Origin of the sequence: Mesorhizobium sp. M5C.F.Ca.IN.020.29.1.1 (assembly GCF_003997375.1) — a bacterium.
Lineage (GTDB): Bacteria > Pseudomonadota > Alphaproteobacteria > Rhizobiales > Rhizobiaceae > Mesorhizobium > Mesorhizobium wenxiniae.
The window spans coordinates 1-20,813 of record NZ_RZSW01000019.1; the positions used below are offsets into that span (position 1 = coordinate 1).

Genomic DNA, 20,813 nt, shown 5'->3' on the forward strand with positions numbered 1-20,813 from the left:
CTTCCTCAAGAGCTTGCACGCGTGCTTCGAGATCCGAGGCCGGCGAAGGTGATTGCAGGGGCGTTCCAGCCACCACCGGCGTCTGCACCGGCCCGCTCAAGAGATGCACATAGCGGTCCTCACGCTGGCCGGGTCCACGATCGATCTGCTGAACGAGCGGCGGCTTGCGGCCGATCAACAGGTCGAGATTGCTGCGAAGCTCGTCGATGGAGGGCAAACGCGCCATACGCTCGCTCCGCGCCAGCAATTCATAGGCGGTCTGCGGACCGCGCAGCAACAGCAGCCCAAGCAGCGCAATCTGCGCTGAGGTCAGCGAAAAGCGCTGCGCGACGACATGCTCGTAGCGCTCGACGCGCGAAGCAAAGACCTGCCTGACCAAGCCCTTGTGCTCAAGCTGGCCAAGCGCTCGTCTTACCTCGACAAGCTCGACCGACATCACCGGCTCGCGCGCCGTCTTCTGGTTGGCGGCGGCAAGTGCCGCATTGAGCGTCAGCGGGTAGATATCGGGCGTCAGTTCCTTCTTTTCGATCAGGCAACCGAGCACGCGCGCTTCGACGGGAGAAAGGATGGGCAGTTCGGTGTCGGTCATAGGTCGGCTATCCTTTTTAGGCTGGATCGCGACATGCGCCGCCGAAGCTACACCCTTCTCTCGACCATCATCTTCTTGATCTCGGCGATCGCCTTGGCCGGATTGAGCCCCTTGGGGCAGGTCTGGGCGCAGTTCATGATGGTGTGGCAGCGATAGAGCCGGAACGGGTCTTCGAGGTTGTCGAGCCGTTCGCCCGTGGCCTCGTCCCGGGAATCGATCAGCCAGCGATAGGCCTGAAGCAGCGTCGCCGGCCCAAGATAGCGGTCGCCGTTCCACCAATAGCTCGGGCAAGAGGTCGAGCAGCAGGCGCATAATATGCATTCATAAAGCCCGTCGAGCTTTTCGCGGTCCTCATGGCTCTGCAGCCATTCCTTGGCCGGCTCGGGGGACACCGTCTTCAGCCATGGCTCGATCGAGGCGTGCTGGGCGTAGAAATTGGTGAGATCGGGCACCAGATCCTTGACCACCGGCATATGCGGCAGCGGATAGACCTTGATCGCGCCGGAAATGTCGTCGCAGCCCTTGGTGCAGGCGAGCGTGTTCGAGCCGTCGATATTCATGGCGCAGGAGCCGCAGATGCCCTCACGGCAGGAGCGGCGCAGCGTCAGCGTCGGGTCGATCTTGTTCTTGATGTAGAGCAGCGCATCAAGCACCATCGGCCCGCAATCGTCCATGTCGACGAAATAGGTATCCATGCGCGGGTTCTCGTCATCGTCCGGCGACCAGCGGTAGATGCGGTACTCGCGCAGATTGGTCGCGCCCTCCGGTTTCGGCCAAGTTTTCCCGGCCTTGATCTTCGAGTTTTTCGGAAGCGTGAGTTCGACCATTACCTCAGGTCCTTTCGGATGACGAGCTTCAGCCCGGACCAAGTCGCGTTCACGGCGGCCATCGTCAATACACTCTCGCCTTGGGAGCGATCTTGGCCAGGTTGATGCCGCCGTCTGCTTCGCTAAGCAGCGGCTCGGTGTGCACCGGCCGGTAGCTGAGCGACACCTCGCCGTCTTCGCTGAGCCGGGCCAGCGTATGCTTGCGCCAGGCCAGATCATCACGAGCCGAAAAATCTTCCCGCGCATGCGCGCCGCGGCTCTCCTTGCGCGCCTCGGCGCCGTAGACGGTGGTGATGGCGTTGGCCATCAGATTTTCCAGCTCAAGCGTCTCGACCAGGTCGGAGTTCCAGATCATCGAGCGGTCGAACACTTTTACGTCCTTGAGCTCGGCCCAGATCTGCGAAATGCGCTTGCAGCCGCTTTCCAGCGATTCCTGCGTGCGGAACACCGCCGCATCGTCCTGCATCGCCTTCTGCATCTTTTCACGCAAAACCGCCGTCGGCGTCGAGCCGTTGGCGTGACGCAGCCGGTCGAAGCGGTCCATGATCTTCTCGACCGCGGCTTCGTTGGGCGACGGGATCGCGGCGTTGCGGTCGATCACCTGGCCTGCCCGGATCGCCGCAGCGCGGCCGAACACCACCAGATCGATCAGCGAGTTGGAGCCCAGCCGGTTGGCGCCATGCACCGAGGCGCAGCCAGCCTCGCCGACCGCCATCAGCCCTGGCGACACCTGGTCCGGGTTCAAGGCGGTGGGGTTGAGCACCTCGCCCCAGTAATTGGTCGGCACGCCGCCCATATTGTAGTGGACCGTCGGCAGCACCGGGATCGGCTCCTTAGTCAGGTCGACGCCGGCAAAGATTTTTGCCGATTCCGATATCCCCGGAAGTCTCTCGTGCAAAACGGCCGGATCGAGGTGGTCGAGGTGGAGAAAAATATGGTCCTTGTTCTTGCCGACGCCGCGTCCCTCGCGAATCTCCAGCGTCATGCAGCGCGAGACCACGTCGCGCGAGGCAAGATCCTTGGCCGACGGCGCGTAGCGCTCCATGAAGCGCTCGCCTTCGGAGTTGACGAGATAGCCGCCCTCGCCGCGCGCGCCCTCGGTGATCAGGCAGCCGGCGCCGTAGATGCCGGTCGGGTGGAACTGCACGAACTCCATGTCCTGCAGCGGCAGCCCGGCCCGCGCTGCCATGCCGCCGCCGTCGCCGGTGCAGGTGTGCGCCGAGGTCGCCGAGAAATAGGCGCGGCCATAACCGCCTGTCGCCAGCACCACCATTTTTGCCGAGAAGCGGTGGATGGTGCCGTCGTCGAGGTTCCAGGCGACGACGCCGGTGCAGGTGCCGTCCGGCTCCATGAGAAGGTCGAGCGCGAAATACTCGATGAAGAACTGGGCGTTGTTCTTCAGCGACTGGCCGTAGAGCGTATGCAGGATGGCGTGGCCGGTGCGGTCGGCCGCCGCACAGGTGCGCTGCACCGGCGGGCCGTCGCCGAAATTCATCATGTGGCCGCCGAACGGCCGCTGGTAGATCTTGCCTTCTTCGGTGCGCGAGAACGGCACGCCGTAATGCTCAAGCTCGTAGACGGCGGCAGGTGCTTCGCGCACCAGATACTCCATGGCGTCGACATCGCCGAGCCAGTCCGACCCCTTGACGGTGTCGTACATGTGCCACTGCCAGGAATCGGGGCCCATATTGGACAGCGAGGCGGCGATGCCGCCTTGAGCGGCGACCGTATGCGACCGCGTCGGGAAAACCTTGGTGATGCAGGCGGTGCGCAGTCCCTGTTCGGCCATGCCGAGCGTGGCGCGCAGGCCGGCGCCGCCGGCGCCGACGACCACCACGTCGAACTTGTGGTCGACGTAGCTATAGGCGGACGCCGTGTTGGCGTTTTTCGCGTCCTTGGCCAAAATTTTCAGCCTCCAAATGCCAGTTTGAGCAGGGCGAAGATCGAGGCGACGCCGACCACCACCGGAAAGAATGTGTTGAGTGCGAGCAGCGCCAGCCTCATGCCCTCGCCATGTACATAGTCCTCGATGATCGCCTGCATGCCGAGGCGCATATGGTAGAGCCCGGACAAGAGCACCAGGGCCAGGACCAGCGCCACGAACGGGTTGGCAAGTGCGGCGCGCACTTCCGCATAGCCGGCGCCGTTCAACGCGATCAGGAAGCCGACGAAGAACAGGATCAGCGGGATGTTGGCGATCGCCGTCAGGCGCTGGCGCCAGAAATGCTCCGTGCCCTCGCGGGCGGAGCCGAGGCCGCGGACCTTCGCCAGCGGCGTGCGCATGTCGGTGTTGCGGTAGCTCACGATCAGGCTCCCCGTGCCATGTAGCCGGCGATCCAGATCAGCAGCGTCAGCACGATCGAGCCGGCCAGCGTCGCCCAGGCGATCCTGGAGGCCGTGTCCTTTTCAAGACCGGCCCCGGTATCCCAGATCAGATGGCGCACGCCGCCCAGCATGTGGTGCATCAGCGCCCAGGTATAGAAGAACAGCACCAGCTTTCCCAGCCACGAGCCGAAGGCCCAGTTGACGGCATCGAAGGTGGATTGCGAGCTCGCCGCCGCCATCAGCCACAGCGCAACCAGCAACGTGCCGACATAAAGCGCCCCACCGGTGATGCGATGGATGATCGACATCGTCATCGTGATCGGCGGCCGATAGATGGTCAGATGCGGCGAAAGCGGCCGTTCACGTCTGGCAAATTCGCGGGTGGCTGGTGATTTGCTCATGGCTCCCCCAGTTCGGCGTCTCTGGAGCCCCAGGGGAAATGCGGCGTTACCGCTTCCGCTTGCGACTTCGGACAGCCGGTTTCTAATGCGCTTTTTGCACCGCGTCAAAGCCGGAAAATCGTTTCGAAAACGTAATTTAGTCTGACAAAAGGGCGGTGTTTCGCTTCAATCGATTAGGGCGCGAGCCAAAGCCGGCGCAATGTTCGCTGCAGTGCGGCATATCTGCCCGATGTGTTGAGATTCACGTCAGGCCGCGCCGAAAATGGTGGATGCCGAGAACCGGAGCGGCGTCCTTTGCTCGCCTAAGAGGCAGCGCTGTAGGGAAGGGCAGGGATCCACCATTTGCAGGCCGGCATCACCTGAATATCGACACACCCGGTCAGCGGGTGCAGGTCAGCGGCGTCTTCCCGCCTTTCATCACCAGCGCGTCGCGCCCGTCGATCACGATTGCGTCATGCGCCGCGCCGAAGCGGCTGCTTTGATTGGCGGGCGAGGCCGGCAGGTCCTCGCTGGCGCCGTCCGGGCCAAGCACGCGCACCGAAGTGCCGAGGTTTTCGATGGTGATCCTTGTGCCATCAGCGCAAGTGTAAGTGGCGGTGCGCGGCTGTGGTGAATCGGTCGCGGTGGCCGGCGCATTGGTCTGCGAGACGCAGGCAACGGTGATCAGCAATGGAACATGGACAAGCGTCACCCGAAACGTCCGGCTTAACGCCATATGCTGCTGCCTCCCCTACGCGTCAATCCAGCCGCGATGCGTGGCCAAGATCACCCGCGCCGGCCGCGATGGTGCGGGCAAGCATGGCCGAAAGATGGCCGCAGGCTTCGAAGGCGCCGGATATTAACCATGTTTGCCGAGATCTGGCTGCCAGCGGGCCTTGGCCTCTTAACAAAGGTTAATAAAAGGTTAATTTATGATTCGAGGAAGACTCGCCTCTGACAAATGGGGGACGCCATGCATTCGAATTCAGGCAGATCGCGCCTTACGGCGCTCATCCTGGTGGCGGTGGCCATCGGCCTCGCAGCACCGGCACTCGCCGGGACGCGCGACCGGGTCTACGCCGATTCTTTTGGCAATCTCGTCATCGAAAGCGCCGCCGGCTACAAGCGCATCCTCGTTGGCGAGGGCAGCCTGGCCAAGGAACTGTCGGACTACACCGGCGCCGGCCAGCCCAAAATCTATGAAAACGACGCGGATGACGTCAGCAGCCGCGACTGCTACAGGCCGCCGGTTTTCGTGAAGGGCCGCAGTTATATGTATGGGCTTTCCGACGGCGAGATGCCGGAACTCAGCCCCTGCCGCTGATCTTCGGCCCGGCGTTGGCAACAGCCGTCTGCCGGGCGGCGATTGATCCTATCGAGATGCGCACGCAATCGCGTCCGCTGCCCTTCGCCTGATAGAGCGCTTCGTCGGCGCGCCGCAGCAGGTCGGAAAACCCTTCGGCCGGGTGAAGCTCGGCAACGCCGAAGCTGGCGGTGCAACGATGGTCCGCCGGCAGACAGTCGATCGGCAAGGCCCCGAAAGCGCTGCGCGTCCCTTCGGCGAAGAGCCGCGCGGCGGCGAGGTTGGTCCCCGGCAGGATGATGGCGAATTCCTCACCACCAATGCGACCGGCGACGTGATGATCGGCGGCGGCATCACGCAGGAAGCCGGCAAAGGCTTCGATGACCCGGTCGCCGGACGCGTGGCCGAAACTGTCGTTGATGCTCTTGAAATGATCGAGGTCGGCGATGACCAGGGCGACCGGAATACCCTTGCGCACGGCGTCACGCATCGCCAGCTCGGCATGACGTTCGAAGCCGCCGCGGTTGAGCAACCTCGATAGCGTGTCCGTCTCCGACTTCGACGTCGCCTCGGCGAGCACGTCGCGGACCAGGATGACCAGAATGAGAAGCGCGATCGTCAGGCCGAACGCCGTGCCGAGCGATTGCGACACCAGAGCGTAGTTGCTCTGCAGATAGGCCTGCGGATTGACACCCCAGCCGCCCATTGCATGGGCGATGAACGGCTTGCTCACGAATTGCAGGGCGCTGGCCGTCAGAACGGCCATCAACGCATGGTCGAGCCAGTCGCGCCTTTGCCTGGACGACCAGACGATGCCGACGCCGACGAACTGCATGGCCGCATAGGGAAGCTGGTAGGCCATCATGCGGGCAAGCGACTGGCGCGGCAGGTCCTGTACGAAATACACAGCCACGGTGGCCGCAAACAGGAAGACGAGCATCGGCGCCCAGCGCGGCGCCACGCCGTATTTATGGGCAAGCCCGCCATTGAAGGCGATGGTGGCGCCCAGGAAAACGGCGAAACCCGCGACGACTGCCGGTCGCGCATTGTCGAAGATCGGAATGCTGAACTCGATGGCGAAATAGGCCATCCCGAGCAGATAACCGAAGACCAGCCAGCGCGCCGGAGCGCGCGCCACATCGTTGAACGAGATGGTCATGAAGGCAGCCGCCAACAGGCCGGCGACGAGCAAGTTGATTGCAAGGATGAACTCTGCGCCGCCGCCCATGTGGTTTTTCGCACTCCCTGCGCCAGCAAATCATGAACGGGCGAAAAAGACGTTAACGTCGGCCTGGAGCGGGATGATCAGCGGCTTTGAGCGGTTCCACAACGAGCACCGTTTCCGACCGTTCATGGGATAGCTGCACGCTGTCGCGGCCGTTCCTCTTGGCTTTGTAAAGCGCCTCGTCGGCGCAGCGCATCAGCGGCTCCAGCCCTTCCTCGCCGGTGCGGGCCGCCACGCCGAAGCTCGCCGTCACTCTTGTACCGTGCGGAAGCCCGTCGATGCTGCCCGCCGAATAGAGCGTGCGAATGGCTTCGGCAAACAGCCTTGCCGCGCCAAGGTCGCTCAGCGGCAAAAGCACGGCGAACTCCTCGCCACCGATGCGGCCGGCGACGCCGCTGGTGCCGGCAGCCGATAGAAGCTTGGCGGCGAAGTCGGCGATCACGCGATCGCCCGCGGCATGCCCGTGCAGATCGTTGAGCGCCTTGAAATGATCGAGGTCGGCGAGCACCAGCGCGACCGGCAGTTTGGCGGTGGCGCAGTGCTGCAGGAGCAGCGTGGCGCGCTCCCCGAAACCGCGGCGGTTGAGCAGGCCCGACAGCGGGTCGGTGTACGCCTCGGCCTTCAGCGCTTTCATCACGTCGAGTGCAGCCGCGCAAAACAGGCAAAGCGCGATGAGCAAAGACAGCAGCGCATGCGACAGCAGCGCCGTTGTCCAGTAGGACGAGGCATAGAACCCGTCATAGCTTTGGTAAGGTCCATGCGCGATGACGATTACGAGGGTGCGCACGAAGAAGTTCAACCCGGAAAGCAGCGACAGCACGAACAGGATCATTTCCGTCGGGCCCTTGTCGCGCACCACGCGCAGTTCGGCGGCGACAACCAGACTGAGGCCGCCGAAAGCGAAATTCATCACCAGGATTCGCCAGGTGAGATCCGGCTGGAAGAACATGAACCAGCAAAAAGCGGCCAGGCCGCCGCTCGCCAGGACGCCGATCGCGACAAAGGGCACGCGCCGTCCATAACGCGTCACGATCGCGCCAGCGAGACCACAGGCGGCGATGGTGAAGCAGAGGTTGGAGAGTAGCTTGGTCGGCGCCATGCCGATGGGCAGCGTGAAATACTGCAACAGGAAACCGGCCGCCGAAAGCCAGTAGCTGGCGGCGAGCACGGCCAGATAGGGACGGTGACGCTGATAGAACCACAGCACGAGAAACACCGTGCCGAGCGCAAGCGCGATCGTCGGGTTGAGCAACCCTATCAGCAGACCGGTGTCCAAGGGACCGTGACCCCCCACGCTTCCGTCAGGCAAGACCTTAGAGCGGAAGCCCGAACAAGCGGTTAAGCAAGTCGACTATGCGCAAGGTCGCCGATGAAGCTGCTGTACGGAACTTGAAACCGCGGCCGGCGTTTTCCGGCAGCAGCCAAGAGGAGACGCTTTCATGGCCGATACGATCATGCTGACCGACCACGACGCAATTCGTTCATGGGCCGCGGCGCGCGCTGGATTTCCGGCAATCGTCGACGTGTCGCCCGAAGCAGGGACCCAAGCCCTGCTGAGGCTGGTCTTCGGCCAGCACGCCTATCAGGACCAGGATCAGGCCGAACGCCCGACCAACGCGGGTGGCTACGAACTGGTTGAATGGGACGAGTGGTTCAAGCTGTTCGACGAACGCCAACTGGCGCTGGTGGTCGCCGCAGAGCAACCCGGCCGGCGTGAGCAATTCCATGAACTCGTCAGGCGCCCGGCGTGAAAAGAGCCCGAACCGTATCGCGGTTCGGGCTCTGGTAGGCACTCCTATGCGGACAGTAGCAGCCTGAGTTATTTCCACTCGCGGATGTCGACGAAATGGCCGGCGATCGCCGCTGCCGCCGCCATGGCCGGCGACACCAGATGGGTGCGGCCCTTGAAGCCCTGACGGCCCTCGAAATTGCGGTTCGAGGTCGAGGCGCAGCGCTCATGCGGCTTCAGCCGATCGTCATTCATGGCAAGGCACATCGAGCAGCCCGGCTCACGCCAGTCGAAGCCGGCGGCGACAAAAATCTTGTCGAGACCCTCGGCCTCCGCCTGCTCCTTGACCAGACCGGAGCCCGGCACGATCATCGCATTGACCCGCGGATTGACCGTCTTGCCCTCGATCACCTTGGCGGCGGCGCGCAGATCCTCGATGCGGCCGTTGGTGCAGGAGCCGATGAAGACGCGGTCGAGCGCGATATCGGTGATCCTGGTGCCCGGCGTCAGGCCCATATAGTCGAGCGCGCGCTGCTTGGAGGTGCGCTTGTTCTCATCAGTGATATCGTCGGGGTTCGGCACGATGCCCTGGACCGAGACGACATCCTCGGGCGAGGAGCCCCAGGACACGATCGGCGGCAATTTCGCCGCGTCGAGCACGACCACCTTGTCGAAATGCGCGCCTTCGTCGGACTGCAGCGTCTTCCAGTAGGCGAGCGCGGCATCCCACGCCTCGCCCTTCGGCGCGCGCGGCTTGTCCTTGACATAGGCAAAGGTCGTCTCGTCAGGCGCGATCAGACCGGCCCGGGCGCCGCCCTCGATCGACATATTGCAGATGGTCATGCGGCCTTCCATGGACAGCGCGCGGATCGCCTCGCCGGCATATTCGATGACATAGCCGGTGCCGCCGGCAGTACCGATCTCGCCGATGATCGCCAATATGATGTCCTTGGCGGTGACGCCCTCCGGCAATACGCCGTCGACGCGCACCAGCATGTTCTTGGCCTTGCGCTGGATCAGCGTCTGCGTGGCCAGCACATGCTCGACTTCCGAGGTGCCGATGCCGTGCGCCAATGCGCCGAAAGCGCCATGCGTCGAGGTGTGGCTGTCGCCGCAGACGATGGTCATGCCGGGCAGCGTGAAGCCCTGCTCGGGACCGATGATATGGACGATGCCCTGGCGGATATCCTTCTCGGAATAATATTCGACGCCAAAATCCTTGGCGTTCTTGGCCAGCGCCTCGACCTGGATGCGGCTTTCCTCATTCTTGATGCCGAACTTGCGCTCCGGCGAAGTCGACACATTGTGATCGACCACGGCCAGCGTCTTTTCCGGATGCCGGACCTTTCTGCCGGTCATGCGCAGGCCTTCGAAGGCTTGCGGGCTGGTCACTTCATGGACGAGATGACGATCGATGTAGAGCAGGCAGGTGCCGTCGTCCTGGCGATCGACGACATGGTCGTCGAATATTTTGTCGTAGAGGGTGCGAGGTGCGCTCATGTGCGTGAATCCGTCGATATGAAAATGGGAAAGGACAAGCGCCGGCTAGCCGGCGAACACGGCCTAGCGAAGTCGGCTGGTCAGAGCGCCGGAAACGCGCGCCGAGAATCGCGACGGCAGGCGTTTTCTGTCCTGCAGCACGAAACCCTTGTAGGCCGGATCGCCAAAAAGCTGTTCCATGGCGTGGCTCATATCAATCTTTGCCGATTTCGGCAATCGGTAGGGTTAGCTGCCCTCGCAGCATAGGGTGTGTTGAGGTCCAGGTCAGGCCGAGCCGAAAATGATGGCTTCCGAGAACCGGAGCGGAACGTACTTTTGGGTACGTGAGCACCGGAAGAGCAGGAAGCCGCCATTTGCAGGCCGGCATCACCTGGATATCACCACACCCTAAAGCACCTCGAACACGAAAGTCTTGACCAGCGCCTCGGGCTCGGCGATTGCATAGCAGCGGAACCACGGGCTTTCCTCGATCGGCCGCCATTTTTCGTTGTGCTCCAGTTCGGCAAAGACATCACGAAAACCGCCGCTCTCGAACACCTGGTCGCGAACGGTGAAGATGCCGTGGCCACCCTTTTTCGTGATGCGTACCAGTTCATACAGGCCGGACGCCGGCGCGTGGCTGATGGTGAACACGCCGGTCGAGAAGAAGGCGCGGAAATAGCCGTCCGGCCAAGGCAGTGGACCGCCAAGCATCGCCTGCTTCAGCTCGCTGTAGGCCTGGCGGCTGCCGGCGATTTTCAGCATGTCCTCCGACAGGTCGAGCCCGGCGATGTCCCGATAGCCGAGCGCCTTGAGCGACGGTCCCGACAGACCGGTGCCGCAGCCGGCGTCGAGCAGCGGCCCCTCGCCTGATGGCACATGGCGCGCCACCCAGGCGGCGATCAGGAACGGCAGGAGATAGCCGAGCGAGGCGGTTTCGCTGTCATAGGTCGCAGCCCATGCGGCATAGGCCTCCGCCAGCGCTTTCGGCGTATCTGCCGTATAGACGGAATCCAGTGCCGCGTTGGCTTTGTCGATGTTCATGGATCAATTCCTCTGCAACCCGACAGGTCAATCGTAGCGCCGACTTCGCCCGCCGGCTATTGCTCATGCTGGCGACGCAGCCGCTTCTCCAGCCCCCGCAAGGCCAGCGAAAGGCCGACCGTCAGGATAAGATAGATATAGGCGACGATCGAATAGGTTTCGAAGAAGCGGAACGAGCCAGCGGCGTAGATCTTGCCCATCTGGGTGATGTCGGCGACGCCGAGCACCGAGACCAGCGAGGAGTCCTTGACCATGGCGACGAAATCATTGCCGAGCGGCGGCAGGATGGTGCGGATCGCCTGCGGAAAGACGATCAGCCGGAAACGCTGCGTGCGGGTCAGCCCCAGCGCCTTCGCGGCCTCGATCTGGCCCTTCTCGACTGCCTGGATGCCGGCGCGGAAGACCTCCGAGATGAACGCGGAGTAGCCGATGGTCAGCGCCATGATGGCGCGCCACAGCAACGACACGTCGCGCACCAGCAGTTCTCCGAAGAGACCCGCATTTTGCAATGGCGCGGTCACTGCGTTCCACGCCGCGACGAAGGCTGGCGCCCCGGCGAAGGCGATCCAGAACAACAGCACCAGCATCGGCACGCCGCGGATGATCTCGACATAGAAGCGAGCGATCTGGCGCAGCCAGCGCGATCCCGACAGCCCCATCAGCGCAATGCCGAGCCCGATTGCCGAGGCCAGCGCGAAGGCGACCATCGTGACGAAGACGGTGATGCCGATGCCCTTGGCGACGGTCGCGAAAACCTGGGCGTAGAGGTCGCTTGCGGCGATGAAGATAGCGGCTGCCACGGCGAGCGCCGCAGCCACGGCAAGCCACCACGGGAAGTCGGTTTTGGACGTGGACGATGCGGGCGTTGCCATTTAACCGATACCGGCAAAGCATGCTTTGCCGAAGCTAAGCGCCAAGCCATCCCCCTCTGGCCTGCCGGCCAGCTCCCCCTCAAGGGGGGAGATCGGCAGCTTTGACCTCGCCGCCCATTCTGCAAGATTGGAAATTGGCGAAAGCCGGTGCGACATCCAATCTCCCCCCTTGAGGGGGAGATGTCCGGCAGGACAGAGGGGGGTGTACGAGCGCAGAGTCAGCGCGAGTTCCGGCGCACTACCGTCACGCAACGCGCCCGACAAAAGTTTTACTGTCCCATCTTGTAATCAAGAAACCATTTCTTGTTGAGCGCGTCGAGCGTGCCGTCAGCCTTCAGTGCGGCGATCGCTGCATTGACCGGCTTCACCAGATCCGAGCCCTTGGGGAAGATGAAGCCGAAATCCTCGGTGCCGAGCGGTCCGCCGATCAGCTTAAGCCCGCCATTGGACGCCTCGACATAGCCCTTGCCGGCAGTGCCATCGGTCAGCACGACATCGACGTCGCCGGTCTTCAGCGCCTGCACCGTCGCGCCGAACGTTTCGAACAGTTTGATGCGCGGGTTCTGCTCGTTGCCGTCGAGCACGCTGTAGACGGCGGTGTAGAACGGCGTCGTGCCGGCCTGTGCGCCGATCAGCCCATCCTTGAAGGCGCCGAACGTCTTGGCGTCGGTGAAGCGCTTCTCATCGCCACGCACCAGCATAAACTGTTCCGAGCGCATGTAGGGGTCGGAGAAATCGACCTTCTGCTTGCGGTCGTCCTTGATGGTGATGCCGGTCATCCCGATGTTGTACTGATTGTCGGAAACCGCCTGGATCATCGCATCCCAAGAGGTATTCTGGTATTCGACCTGGAAATTCAGCCGCTTGGCAATCTCGTTCATTGCGTCATATTCCCAGCCGATCTGCTTGCCGGTCTTGGCATCGATGAACTGCAGCGGCGGATAGGCGTTTTCCGTCACAACCACCACCTTCTTGCCGCCGAGATCGGGCAGCGCCTGCGCCAGGGCGGCGACGGGCGCAAGAATCAAAGCCAACAGGCCGGCTAACAGCAGTTTCGATTTGGTCATAGTACACCCCGAGAATTTGAACGGCCTCGACATTGTCGAGGCTTGCAGGAAATCCGGCGCCGACTTTAGCTTTCCGCAGGCACCTTGCAAGCCGGTCCGATGCGCCGTTCGACCCGAAAATGGATTCCGATGCTTTCAACGCCGGGATTACCAAACGATCCGTTTCGATTGCGCATTGATGCGGCCCGGCAAGATCGAATCCATCCCGCGAAACAAAAAGGCGGCCGAAGCCGCCTTCCCGAACCATCGGTTTTAAAGACGCCTTATTCGGCGACGGCCGCTTCCGCAGCCTTGGCGGCCTCGTCGGCGGCCTTCTTCTCGGCGGCGTCCTGCGCCGCCTTCTCGGCGGCCAGCGCCTGGGCGGCGGCCACCTTCTCGGCCTCAATGCGGGCCTTCTCGGCGTTCAGCGCATCGCGCTCATCATCGTTCAGCTTGCGGGCGCGGACGCCGGTGTTTTCGGAAATGCGGGCCGACTTGCCGCGGCGATCGCGCAGGTAATAGAGCTTGGCGCGGCGCACCTTGCCGCGGCGCACGATCTCGACGCCTTCGACCATCGGCGAAAAAACCGGGAACACGCGCTCCACGCCTTCGCCGTAGGAAATCTTGCGAACGGTGAAATTCTCCTGGAAGCCGGCGCCGGCGCGGGCGATGACAACGCCCTCATAAGCCTGGACGCGGGTGCGGGTGCCTTCGGTCACGCGGACCTGGACACGCACGGTATCGCCGGGCTGGAATTCGGGAAGCTTGCGCTTGGCTTCGATCTTGGCGGCCTGTTCGGCCTCGAGCTGACGGAGGATATCCATCTCTACAAATCCACTTCTTGTTCTTCCGACAGTCAGAGCGTCCGGCACTCGCCTTGCAGTTCCATCGACCGCTCGGCTATGCCCTTTGTCGCGAGACATCGGGCAGGGGCGACTACACCGTCATTGTTGACGGGCCAGAAGATCGCTCTTGGCAGATTGTTCTCCCGGTTCGGCGCGCACATACAGCTATTTCGACGCTTTGTCACGCCTTCGCCGTGTCTTTTTTGGTCGTCGGCCGACATTGCAATCTTTCAGCGCAAGGGGTTGCGTCGAAGTCCCAAGCTTTCTAAGCCGGGTAAAACGTGACTTTCCTCCGGCGGCAACACCCTCCATGCCAGTTCTCGATGCGGCCCTGCTCTTTTTCGCGGGCTTTCTCTCAGGTGCCGTCAACGCCATAGCCGGCGGCGGGACGTTTATAACCTTCGGCGCCATGTCGCTGGTCGGCTTGCCGCCGGTCGTCGCCAATGCCACCTCGTCGCTGACACAGTTTCCCGGCTACATCACCTCGACGCTCGCTTACTGGTCCGACATCAAGCATTTCTGGCGCACAGCGTTGCTGCTCGGGGTCATATCGGCCTTCGGCGCGCTGGCCGGCGCGCTCATCCTTCTGGCGCTCGACAATCCGTCGTTTCGCGTCCTGGTGCCCTGGCTGCTGCTGGCGGCCACCGCGCTGTTCGCCGCCGGGCCGTGGCTGAAGCCGGCGCCCAAGCCGGGGCATGAGGCCGCGGTGGGTTCGCTGGTCGGTTCCCTGGCGCAATTCGCCACCGCCGTCTATGGCGGCTTCTTCGGCGCCGGCATGGGCGTCATGATGCTGGCGACGCTCGGCCTCACCCAGGCCGGCGACTATCACCGACTGAACGCGCTGAAGAACATGCTGGCAGTGGTCATCGCGGCGGTAGCCATCCTGGTCTTCATCTCCGGCGATGTCATCGCCTGGCGGCAGGCGATCATCATGATACCGGGCGGCGCGCTGGGCGGCTATGCCGGCGTCTGGATCGCCAGGCGCGTGCCGCAAATTGCCGTGCGCGGATTCGTCGTCGGGGTCGGCGTGTTCCTGGCCTTTTACTATTTCACCAAGGGGTGAGCTGAATCAGGCTGATTCGGAGGAAGCGACATTTGCCTCGGGTGGCTTGTAGTAGATGTCGAGGTTGAGCTCGATACCGCGCTGACCCAGCATGAGTAGCGTTTGCGAAGTCAGCGCCAAGCCTTGATTCCCCTCGTCAAGCCAGACCCCGCAAAACATATCGACCTCGAACCGTCTGACGAGGTCGGCCCAGGCGGCAAGGTCGGATGTCAACGCCGCCAAAATGTTTGCGACCTGACTGTCGAGTTGATCACCTTCACCGTATTCCGACGATAATCGCCACATCCCGGTCCGCGCCACCCGAGGCGGACGATTTGGAGGATAGGTATGAAGTTCGCCCTTCTTGATGGCGTAGGTCGGTTCTCCGCCCAGCAGTTGGGTCAGCTCAATGGGGTCGAGATCGTCGCCAAAGAACCTGAGACTGGCCGAGCTTTGGGCGATCTCAGCCATTGCTGGTTTTGCCGTTTGACAGCAGGTCCGGCCGCCGCTCCTTCGTCAGCCTTTCCGCTTCGGCGTGCCGCCATGCGGCGATGTTCTTGTGATTGCCGGAGATCAGCACTTCGGGGATTTGCCGGCCCTCGAATTTCTGCGGCCGCGTGTAGTGCGGATGTTCGAGCAGGCCGTTTTCAAAGCTCTCTTCATCGCCCGACACCGCATTGCCCATCACGCCGGGCAACAGCCGCACGACAGCGTCGAGCAGCACAAGGGCCGCCGGCTCGCCGCCGGAGAGGATGAAGTCGCCGACCGAGACCTCTTCCAGCCCACGCGCGTCAATCACCCGCTGGTCAACGCCTTCGAAGCGTCCGCAGACGATGACGACACCCGGCCCGGCGGCCAGTTCACGCACGCGGGCCTGCGTCAGCGGCTTGCCACGCGGGCTCATCAGCAGGCGCGGGCGCGGATCGCCCTCCGGCGAGACGTGGTCGATGGCGCTGGCCAGCACATCGGCGCGCATCACCATGCCGGCGCCGCCGCCGGCCGGCGTATCGTCGACGGTGCGATGGCGGTCGCTGGCGAAATCGCGGATCTGGATTGCTTCCAGCGACCATGTGCCTGATACCAGCGCCCGGCCGGCCAGCGACAGGCCGAGTGCGCCGGGAAACATCTCGGGATAGAGCGTCAGCACCGAGGCGAAAAAACTCACCGGTTTCCCCCGGCGTCCTTGGGCCCGCGCGGCCTGCCCTTCGGGTCGAAACCGTCGCGGCCGGGTTCATCGCCGTCTTCGTCATTGATCAAGCCCGCCGCCGCCGGATCGATGCGAACGAAGCCGTCTTTGATCGACACGTCAGGAACGGCGGCCTGGGTGAACGGGATCAGCACGCCTTTGCGCCCCGCCAACGTCACGTCGAGAATGTCGCCGCCGCCGAAATTATGCACGGCGACGACCTTGCCGATGTCAGCACCGGTATCGTCCCGGACTGCCAGCCCGACGAGATCGGCATGATAGAATTCGTCCTCTTCGCCATCGTCAGGCAGCATCGAGCGGTCAACGAACAATTCCGTGCCGGCAAGCGCCTCGGCGGCGTTGCGGTCGCTGATGCCCTTGAAACTCACCACCACGACGTTGTTGGCCGGCCTGATGTCGATGATCTGGAAGGCGCGGCCGTCCCTGGCATAGAGCGGCCCGTAGTCGGCCAGCGCCAGCGGATCGCCGGTGAAGGTCTTCACGCGCAATTCGCCCTTGATGCCGTGGGCGGCGCCGATCACGGCCATCTGGACGGGGTTTTGCGGTTTGGTCATCGGAAAAATCCTTTGCCTTGCTCTAGCTCCACCCTCTTGTCATTTCAATGACGCGGCTCTTCACGGCTTCCTAACCCGGCTGCCGGAAGATGGCCCAGAATGGAAGAACGGCCTATCGGAAGAGCGCAATGCAGGAATTCCTCATCCCGGCCAAACCAGACCTTCAGGCGGCCCGCGAAAGCTGGCTGAAGATGCTGGCGCGCGAGCGCCGGATGTCGCCGGAAACCGTGGAAGCCTATGAGCGCGACACGCGCCAGTTCCTGCACTTCCTGACCGACCATTGCGGCGGTTCGCCCGGAATTTCGGATATCGCCGATCTGCGCCCGGCCGATCTGCGCGGCTTTCTCGCCGCCCGCCGCGCCGGAGGCGCCGGCGCCCGCACGCTCGGACGCGGGCTGGCCGGCATCCGCTCGCTGCTGCGCTTTCTGGAGCGGCGCGGCCTCGTCAATGCGGCGGGTGCTGCGGCATTGCGCGCGCCACGCCAGCCGAAGTCGCTGCCCAAGCCGCTGACGGCAAGCGATGCGAAACACGTCGTTTCGGTGGAGGGCCAGCTGGCGGAGGAACCGTGGATCGCTGCCCGCAACGGCGCCGTGCTGACGCTGCTCTACGGCTCGGGCCTGCGCATTTCCGAGGCGCTCGGCCTGTCCGGCGCCGATCTGTCGTCGCCCGATGAAACGGTGCTGCGCGTCACCGGTAAGGGCGGCAAGATGCGGCTGGTGCCGGTGCTGCCGGTGGCGCTGCGGGCGATCGCCGAATACCGCCGGCTTTGCCCCTATCATCTCGACCCGAAGGGCCTGCTGTTTCGCGGCGCCCGCGGCGGCCCGCTCAACCCGGCCATCGTCCAGCGCGACATGGCCAGGCTGCGCTCGGCGCTCAATCTGCCCGACACCGCCACGCCGCACGCCTTGCGCCATTCCTTCGCCACGCATCTGCTTGGACGCGGCGGCGACCTGCGCACCATCCAGGAACTTTTAGGCCACGCCAGCTTGTCGACGACACAGATCTACACCGGCGTCGACACCGCGAGGCTGCTCGAAATCTATGAAGCGGCCCATCCGCGGGCGTAACCGACGCATGATTTCGCAAAGTTGCAGCCAAGATATGAGCCGTGGAGCCCTGTCCAAGACAATTTTGCTGCGCCGGTTAACCGTTTCGCCGTTCTTTGTCTCTAAAAAGCGGACCATGAAACGCGTCATTGCCATCGCCGACCGCACGGCCCTTGCCTCGTTGAGGCTGCTCGTGGCGCTCAACGTCCTGTTTTTTCTCTCTTTCCTCATCATCGCGCTGCTCGCCGCCGGCAAGGCGCGCGCCGAAACCCCGGCCTGCGCCGGCGCCGACATGCTGTCGGCCTTGCAGAAGGACGACCCGGCCACCTACCGCAAGATCGAGACCGAAGCGGCCGCGACACCGAACGGCAAGGGCCTGTTGTGGAAACTGGAAAAGGCGGGCGAAAGACCGTCCTTCCTGTTCGGCACCATGCATATGTCCGACCCGCGCGTGACCACTCTGCCGCCCGCCGCGCAAAAGGCCTTTGACGCCGCCGACACTATCGTCATCGAGACCACGGAGGTGCTCGATCAGCAGAAGATGATGGCGGCGTTCCTGAAAGAACCGGAACTGATGATGTTCACCGACAGCACCACGCTGTCCTCGCTGCTGTCGCCGGACGATGCGGCGGCGGTGAACAAGGCGCTCGACTCGCGCGGCATCCCGCCGGCGAGCGTTGCCAAGATGAAACCGTGGATGCTGTCGACCATGGTCGCGCTCCCGGCCTGTGAACTGGCCCGCCAGGCCGGCGGCACGCCGGTGCTCGACATCAAGCTTGCCCAGGACGCCAAAGCCTCAGGCAAAGCCGTCGATGGTTTGGAGACCATCGCCGACCAGCTTCGCGCCATGGCCTCGCTGCCGCTCGCTTTTCACATGAAGGGCCTCGTCGACACACTGAAGCTCGGCAACAGGGTGAACGACGTCAACGAAACCATGATCGTGCTTTACCAGCGCGGCGACATCGGCATGCTCTGGCCGCTATTTCGTGCCGTCCTCCCCGGCGACGAAGACGATTCGGCGGGCTATGCCGCCTTCGAGGAAACCATGATCACCAGCCGCAACAAGGCGATGATCGACCATGCCGGGCCGATCCTCGCCAAGGGCAACGCCTTCATGGCGGTCGGCGCCCTGCACCTCCCGGGCGCGGAAGGTCTGGTCGAGGATTTCCGCAAGGCCGGCTACACCGTCACTGCCGTCGATTGAGTTGCACGGTTGAGTTGCGAATCCAGCAAGACGTGATTCGAAGCGATGCCTTTCCCGAATCACGGAAAGCTTGTCTCAGTACAGGAAGGTCGAAAGGTTTATTTTGGCTCGATTGCTGCGAATTTTGCGAGTAAAGTGCGTGCGGACAAACGATTCCCGGCGAAGATTGCCCTGTTTTCGGCGGTTTCGATCTCTAGCGTGAAACCTGTTCGGCGATTGCGCGTTGATGTGTGTTGATTGATACCTTTCATCCCACGGAGGACACTTTTATGGCGAATCCAAACGACCCGTACACCACTCCGACACCCCCTCCCAGGTCGGGTGGCGGCAGCACCGGCTGGCTGATTGCCCTGGTTGTCGTTATTCTGGCTATTGTCGCTTACTATGTTTTTGGAAGAAGCGACGAAGCGCCAGCGCCTACTGAACCGCCGGCCGCCACGACGCCGGCCCCGGCGCCCGCTGAACCGACGCCTGCTCCGGCAGAGCCTGCGCCAGCTCCGGCACCTGCAGAGCCAGCTCCAGCGCCTGCTCCGGCACCTGCTCCCGCGCCTGCAGAGCCAGCGCCTGCTCCGGCGCCCGCACCAGCCCCGCAGTGATCGGCTGCTGACTCCAGATACGAACGGCCCGCTGAAAAGCGGGCCGTTTTGCCTTGAGCCGTCAGATGGCTGCCGGAGTAGCTTGGGAAGGCCTACATGTGGATCGGCTTGAAGAAGGTCGCCAGTGCCGCTTCCTTCACCGCTTCCGACATCGTCGGATGGGCGTGGCAGGTGCGGGCAAGATCTTCCGACGAGCCGCCGAACTCCATCAGCACCGCCGCCTCGTGGATCATCTCGCCGGCGCCGAAACCGACGATGTGGACGCCGAGCACGCGGTCGCTCTGCTTGTCCGCCAGGATCTTGACGAAGCCGTCGGTATGCAGCATGGCGCGCGCCCGCCCATTGGCGCTGAACGGAAATTTTCCAGCCTTATAGTCGATGCCGGCCTTCTTCAGCTCTTCCTCGGTTTTTCCCACTGAGGCGATTTCCGGACTGGTGTAGACGACGTTCGGGATCACCTCGTAGTTCACATGGCCGGCCTGGCCGGCAATGATCTCGGCCACCGCCACCCCCTCGTCCTCGGCCTTGTGCGCGAGCATCGGCCCGGCGATGACGTCGCCGATGGCGTAGATGCCGGGTACATTGGTCTTGAGATGGCCGTCCGTCTTGACCCGGCCACGCTCGTCGACCTCGACACCGGCTTCCTTCAGCCCGAGACTGTCCGAATAGGGCCGGCGTCCGGTCGCGATCAGCACCGCATCGGCCTCGATCGTCTCGGCCGCACCGCCCTTGACCGGCTCGAAAGTGACTGTGGCACCCTTCTTGGCCTTGGCGACGCCGGTCACCTTGGCGCCGAGCTTGAACTCGACGCCTTGCTTGGACAGCATGCGCTGGAACTGCTTGGCGACCTCGCCGTCCATGCCGCCCAGAATGGTGTCGAGGAACTCGACGACGGTCACCTTGGCGCCGAGCCGCGCCCATACCGAGCCGAGCTCCAGCCCGATGACGCCGCCGCCGACCACCACCAGATGGCCCGGCACCTTGGCCAGCGACAACGCGCCGGTCGAGGACATGATGACCTTCTCGTCGATGTCGACCTTGACGCCCGGAATGCCGGCGACGTCGGAGCCGGTGGCGATGACGATGTTCTTGGTCTCGATCTCCTCGACCTTGCCGTCCTCGCCGGTCACCGACACCTTGCCGGCGGACAGGACCTTGCCGGTGCCGCGAAAGCTGTCGATCTTGTTCTTCTTGAACAGGAAGGCAACGCCGTTGACGTTGGACGACACGGTCGCATCCTTGTGCGCCATCATCTTCCCTAGATTGAGCTTTGGCACACCGATCTCGACGCCGAGCGCGTCGAAGGAATGACCGGCCTCGGCAAAGATTTCGGAAGCATGCAGCAGCGCTTTGGACGGGATGCAGCCGATATTGAGGCAGGTGCCGCCGAAGGTCGGGTTCTTCTCGACCACCGCCGTCTTCAGGCCGAGCTGTGCCGCCTTGATGGCGCAGACATAACCGCCCGGTCCCGATCCGATGATAACGACGTCATAAGCCATG

At 63.3% G+C, this 20,813-nt stretch carries 22 protein-coding genes; 5 read left to right on the forward strand and 17 right to left on the reverse strand.

Annotated elements, in window-relative coordinates:
• The 6 genes from EOA85_RS03095 to EOA85_RS03120 all read right to left on the reverse strand — a co-directional run.
• Positions 1 to 589: DUF480 domain-containing protein (locus EOA85_RS03095; RefSeq protein ID WP_127208331.1), on the reverse strand; the 589-nt coding region annotated here is incomplete at its 3' end.
• A gap of 47 nt (positions 590 to 636) precedes the next feature.
• Entirely contained in the window at positions 637 to 1,416 is a 780-nt protein-coding gene (locus EOA85_RS03100) for a succinate dehydrogenase iron-sulfur subunit (protein WP_065007241.1), read from the reverse strand.
• A 64-nt stretch (positions 1,417 to 1,480) separates the two neighbouring features.
• Complete coding sequence (sdhA, locus tag EOA85_RS03105; protein ID WP_127208332.1) at positions 1,481 to 3,319, reverse strand: succinate dehydrogenase flavoprotein subunit; 1,839 nt, start codon at positions 3,317 to 3,319, stop codon at positions 1,481 to 1,483.
• A 5-nt stretch (positions 3,320 to 3,324) separates the two neighbouring features.
• Positions 3,325 to 3,720: a succinate dehydrogenase, hydrophobic membrane anchor protein gene (gene sdhD / locus EOA85_RS03110; protein WP_127208333.1), complete on the reverse strand. Its 396-nt coding sequence runs from the start codon at positions 3,718 to 3,720 to the stop codon at positions 3,325 to 3,327.
• Positions 3,721 to 3,722: 2 nt separating this feature from the next.
• Positions 3,723 to 4,142 carry a succinate dehydrogenase, cytochrome b556 subunit gene (gene sdhC / locus EOA85_RS03115; RefSeq protein WP_127208334.1) on the reverse strand — a complete coding sequence of 140 codons (420 nt, stop codon included), beginning with the start codon at positions 4,140 to 4,142 and terminating at the stop codon, positions 3,723 to 3,725.
• Between the two features lie 379 nt (positions 4,143 to 4,521).
• A complete protein-coding gene (locus tag EOA85_RS03120) occupies positions 4,522 to 4,857 on the reverse strand; it encodes a hypothetical protein (RefSeq protein WP_065007245.1) in 336 nt (111 codons plus the stop codon).
• 237 nt (positions 4,858 to 5,094) lie between these two features.
• Between EOA85_RS03120 and EOA85_RS03125 the strand changes: the two genes are divergently transcribed.
• Entirely contained in the window at positions 5,095 to 5,445 is a 351-nt protein-coding gene (locus EOA85_RS03125; protein WP_127208335.1) for a hypothetical protein, read from the forward strand.
• Here EOA85_RS03125 and EOA85_RS03130 read toward each other — a convergent pair.
• Both EOA85_RS03130 and EOA85_RS03135 read right to left on the reverse strand, forming a co-directional pair.
• Positions 5,429 to 6,652 carry a GGDEF domain-containing protein gene (locus EOA85_RS03130; protein WP_127208336.1) on the reverse strand — a complete coding sequence of 408 codons (1,224 nt, stop codon included), beginning with the start codon at positions 6,650 to 6,652 and terminating at the stop codon, positions 5,429 to 5,431. The genes EOA85_RS03125 and EOA85_RS03130 overlap by 17 nt on opposite strands.
• 52 nt (positions 6,653 to 6,704) lie before the next feature.
• Positions 6,705 to 7,925 (reverse strand): GGDEF domain-containing protein, encoded by a 1,221-nt coding sequence (locus EOA85_RS03135; RefSeq protein WP_127208337.1) that lies wholly within the window; start codon positions 7,923 to 7,925, stop codon positions 6,705 to 6,707.
• Between the two features lie 163 nt (positions 7,926 to 8,088).
• On the opposite strand from EOA85_RS03135, the gene EOA85_RS03140 reads away from it, so the two are divergent.
• A complete protein-coding gene (locus EOA85_RS03140) occupies positions 8,089 to 8,400 on the forward strand; it encodes a hypothetical protein (RefSeq protein WP_029349343.1) in 312 nt (103 codons plus the stop codon).
• A gap of 68 nt (positions 8,401 to 8,468) precedes the next feature.
• Here EOA85_RS03140 and leuC read toward each other — a convergent pair whose 3' ends face one another.
• From leuC to rplS, 5 genes are all read right to left on the reverse strand, one after another.
• Complete coding sequence (gene leuC, locus EOA85_RS03145; RefSeq protein WP_029349344.1) at positions 8,469 to 9,878, reverse strand: 3-isopropylmalate dehydratase large subunit; 1,410 nt, start codon at positions 9,876 to 9,878, stop codon at positions 8,469 to 8,471.
• Positions 9,879 to 10,265: 387 nt separating this feature from the next.
• Positions 10,266 to 10,901 (reverse strand): class I SAM-dependent methyltransferase, encoded by a 636-nt coding sequence (locus EOA85_RS03155; protein ID WP_127208338.1) that lies wholly within the window; start codon positions 10,899 to 10,901, stop codon positions 10,266 to 10,268.
• Between the two features lie 56 nt (positions 10,902 to 10,957).
• The gene (locus tag EOA85_RS03160; protein ID WP_065007251.1) at positions 10,958 to 11,773 is read right to left on the reverse strand and encodes an amino acid ABC transporter permease; all 816 of its coding nucleotides are present in this window, start codon (positions 11,771 to 11,773) and stop codon (positions 10,958 to 10,960) included.
• A 269-nt stretch (positions 11,774 to 12,042) separates the two neighbouring features.
• Positions 12,043 to 12,840: a transporter substrate-binding domain-containing protein gene (locus EOA85_RS03170; protein ID WP_029349350.1), complete on the reverse strand. Its 798-nt coding sequence runs from the start codon at positions 12,838 to 12,840 to the stop codon at positions 12,043 to 12,045.
• 263 nt (positions 12,841 to 13,103) lie between these two features.
• Positions 13,104 to 13,643 (reverse strand): 50S ribosomal protein L19, encoded by a 540-nt coding sequence (gene rplS / locus EOA85_RS03175; protein WP_127208339.1) that lies wholly within the window; start codon positions 13,641 to 13,643, stop codon positions 13,104 to 13,106.
• A gap of 331 nt (positions 13,644 to 13,974) precedes the next feature.
• On the opposite strand from rplS, the gene EOA85_RS03180 reads away from it, so the two are divergent.
• Positions 13,975 to 14,727, forward strand: a complete 753-nt coding sequence (locus tag EOA85_RS03180; RefSeq protein WP_127208340.1) for a sulfite exporter TauE/SafE family protein — start codon at positions 13,975 to 13,977, stop codon at positions 14,725 to 14,727.
• A gap of 6 nt (positions 14,728 to 14,733) precedes the next feature.
• On the opposite strand, the gene EOA85_RS03185 is transcribed toward EOA85_RS03180, so the two are convergent.
• Genes EOA85_RS03185 through rimM form a run of 3 tightly spaced genes read right to left on the reverse strand, consistent with a single transcriptional unit; the run spans position 14,734 to position 16,467 of the window.
• Positions 14,734 to 15,177 carry a DUF4279 domain-containing protein gene (locus EOA85_RS03185; protein WP_127208341.1) on the reverse strand — a complete coding sequence of 148 codons (444 nt, stop codon included), beginning with the start codon at positions 15,175 to 15,177 and terminating at the stop codon, positions 14,734 to 14,736.
• The gene (gene trmD / locus EOA85_RS03190; protein WP_127208342.1) at positions 15,170 to 15,871 is read right to left on the reverse strand and encodes a tRNA (guanosine(37)-N1)-methyltransferase TrmD; all 702 of its coding nucleotides are present in this window, start codon (positions 15,869 to 15,871) and stop codon (positions 15,170 to 15,172) included. Before trmD ends, EOA85_RS03185 begins: the two co-directional genes overlap by 8 nt.
• A complete protein-coding gene (rimM, locus tag EOA85_RS03195) occupies positions 15,868 to 16,467 on the reverse strand; it encodes a ribosome maturation factor RimM (RefSeq protein ID WP_127208343.1) in 600 nt (199 codons plus the stop codon). Before rimM ends, trmD begins: the two co-directional genes overlap by 4 nt.
• A 128-nt stretch (positions 16,468 to 16,595) precedes the next feature.
• Here rimM and EOA85_RS03200 point away from each other — a divergent pair, with 128 nt between their 5' ends.
• Positions 16,596 to 17,534 (forward strand): tyrosine recombinase XerC, encoded by a 939-nt coding sequence (locus EOA85_RS03200; RefSeq protein WP_127208344.1) that lies wholly within the window; start codon positions 16,596 to 16,598, stop codon positions 17,532 to 17,534.
• Positions 17,535 to 17,649: 115 nt separating this feature from the next.
• Entirely contained in the window at positions 17,650 to 18,717 is a 1,068-nt protein-coding gene (locus tag EOA85_RS03205) for a TraB/GumN family protein (protein WP_127208345.1), read from the forward strand.
• Between the two features lie 688 nt (positions 18,718 to 19,405).
• Here EOA85_RS03205 and lpdA read toward each other — a convergent pair.
• A complete protein-coding gene (lpdA, locus tag EOA85_RS03215) occupies positions 19,406 to 20,812 on the reverse strand; it encodes a dihydrolipoyl dehydrogenase (protein WP_127208346.1) in 1,407 nt (468 codons plus the stop codon).
• Position 20,813 lies beyond the last annotated feature (1 nt).

What these genes read in the sequence shown, in the direction of transcription:
- EOA85_RS03100 (WP_065007241.1), bottom strand. Translation starts at nt 1,416, where the DNA reads ATGGTCGAACTCACGCTTCCGAAAAACTCGAAGATCAAGGCCGGGAAA.
- sdhC (WP_127208334.1), bottom strand. Translation starts at nt 4,142, where the DNA reads ATGAGCAAATCACCAGCCACCCGCGAATTTGCCAGACGTGAACGGCCG.
- EOA85_RS03130 (WP_127208336.1), bottom strand. Translation starts at nt 6,652, where the DNA reads ATGGGCGGCGGCGCAGAGTTCATCCTTGCAATCAACTTGCTCGTCGCC.
- leuC (WP_029349344.1), bottom strand. Translation starts at nt 9,878, where the DNA reads ATGAGCGCACCTCGCACCCTCTACGACAAAATATTCGACGACCATGTC.
- rimM (WP_127208343.1), bottom strand. Translation starts at nt 16,467, where the DNA reads ATGACCAAACCGCAAAACCCCGTCCAGATGGCCGTGATCGGCGCCGCC.
- EOA85_RS03180 (WP_127208340.1), top strand. Translation starts at nt 13,975, where the DNA reads ATGCCAGTTCTCGATGCGGCCCTGCTCTTTTTCGCGGGCTTTCTCTCA.
- EOA85_RS03140 (WP_029349343.1), top strand. Translation starts at nt 8,089, where the DNA reads ATGGCCGATACGATCATGCTGACCGACCACGACGCAATTCGTTCATGG.
- EOA85_RS03170 (WP_029349350.1), bottom strand. Translation starts at nt 12,840, where the DNA reads ATGACCAAATCGAAACTGCTGTTAGCCGGCCTGTTGGCTTTGATTCTT.
- EOA85_RS03200 (WP_127208344.1), top strand. Translation starts at nt 16,596, where the DNA reads ATGCAGGAATTCCTCATCCCGGCCAAACCAGACCTTCAGGCGGCCCGC.
- EOA85_RS03120 (WP_065007245.1), bottom strand. Translation starts at nt 4,857, where the DNA reads ATGGCGTTAAGCCGGACGTTTCGGGTGACGCTTGTCCATGTTCCATTG.
- EOA85_RS03205 (WP_127208345.1), top strand. Translation starts at nt 17,650, where the DNA reads ATGAAACGCGTCATTGCCATCGCCGACCGCACGGCCCTTGCCTCGTTG.
- EOA85_RS03160 (WP_065007251.1), bottom strand. Translation starts at nt 11,773, where the DNA reads ATGGCAACGCCCGCATCGTCCACGTCCAAAACCGACTTCCCGTGGTGG.
- rplS (WP_127208339.1), bottom strand. Translation starts at nt 13,643, where the DNA reads ATGGATATCCTCCGTCAGCTCGAGGCCGAACAGGCCGCCAAGATCGAA.
- EOA85_RS03185 (WP_127208341.1), bottom strand. Translation starts at nt 15,177, where the DNA reads ATGGCTGAGATCGCCCAAAGCTCGGCCAGTCTCAGGTTCTTTGGCGAC.
- EOA85_RS03125 (WP_127208335.1), top strand. Translation starts at nt 5,095, where the DNA reads ATGCATTCGAATTCAGGCAGATCGCGCCTTACGGCGCTCATCCTGGTG.
- lpdA (WP_127208346.1), bottom strand. Translation starts at nt 20,812, where the DNA reads ATGGCTTATGACGTCGTTATCATCGGATCGGGACCGGGCGGTTATGTC.
- EOA85_RS03155 (WP_127208338.1), bottom strand. Translation starts at nt 10,901, where the DNA reads ATGAACATCGACAAAGCCAACGCGGCACTGGATTCCGTCTATACGGCA.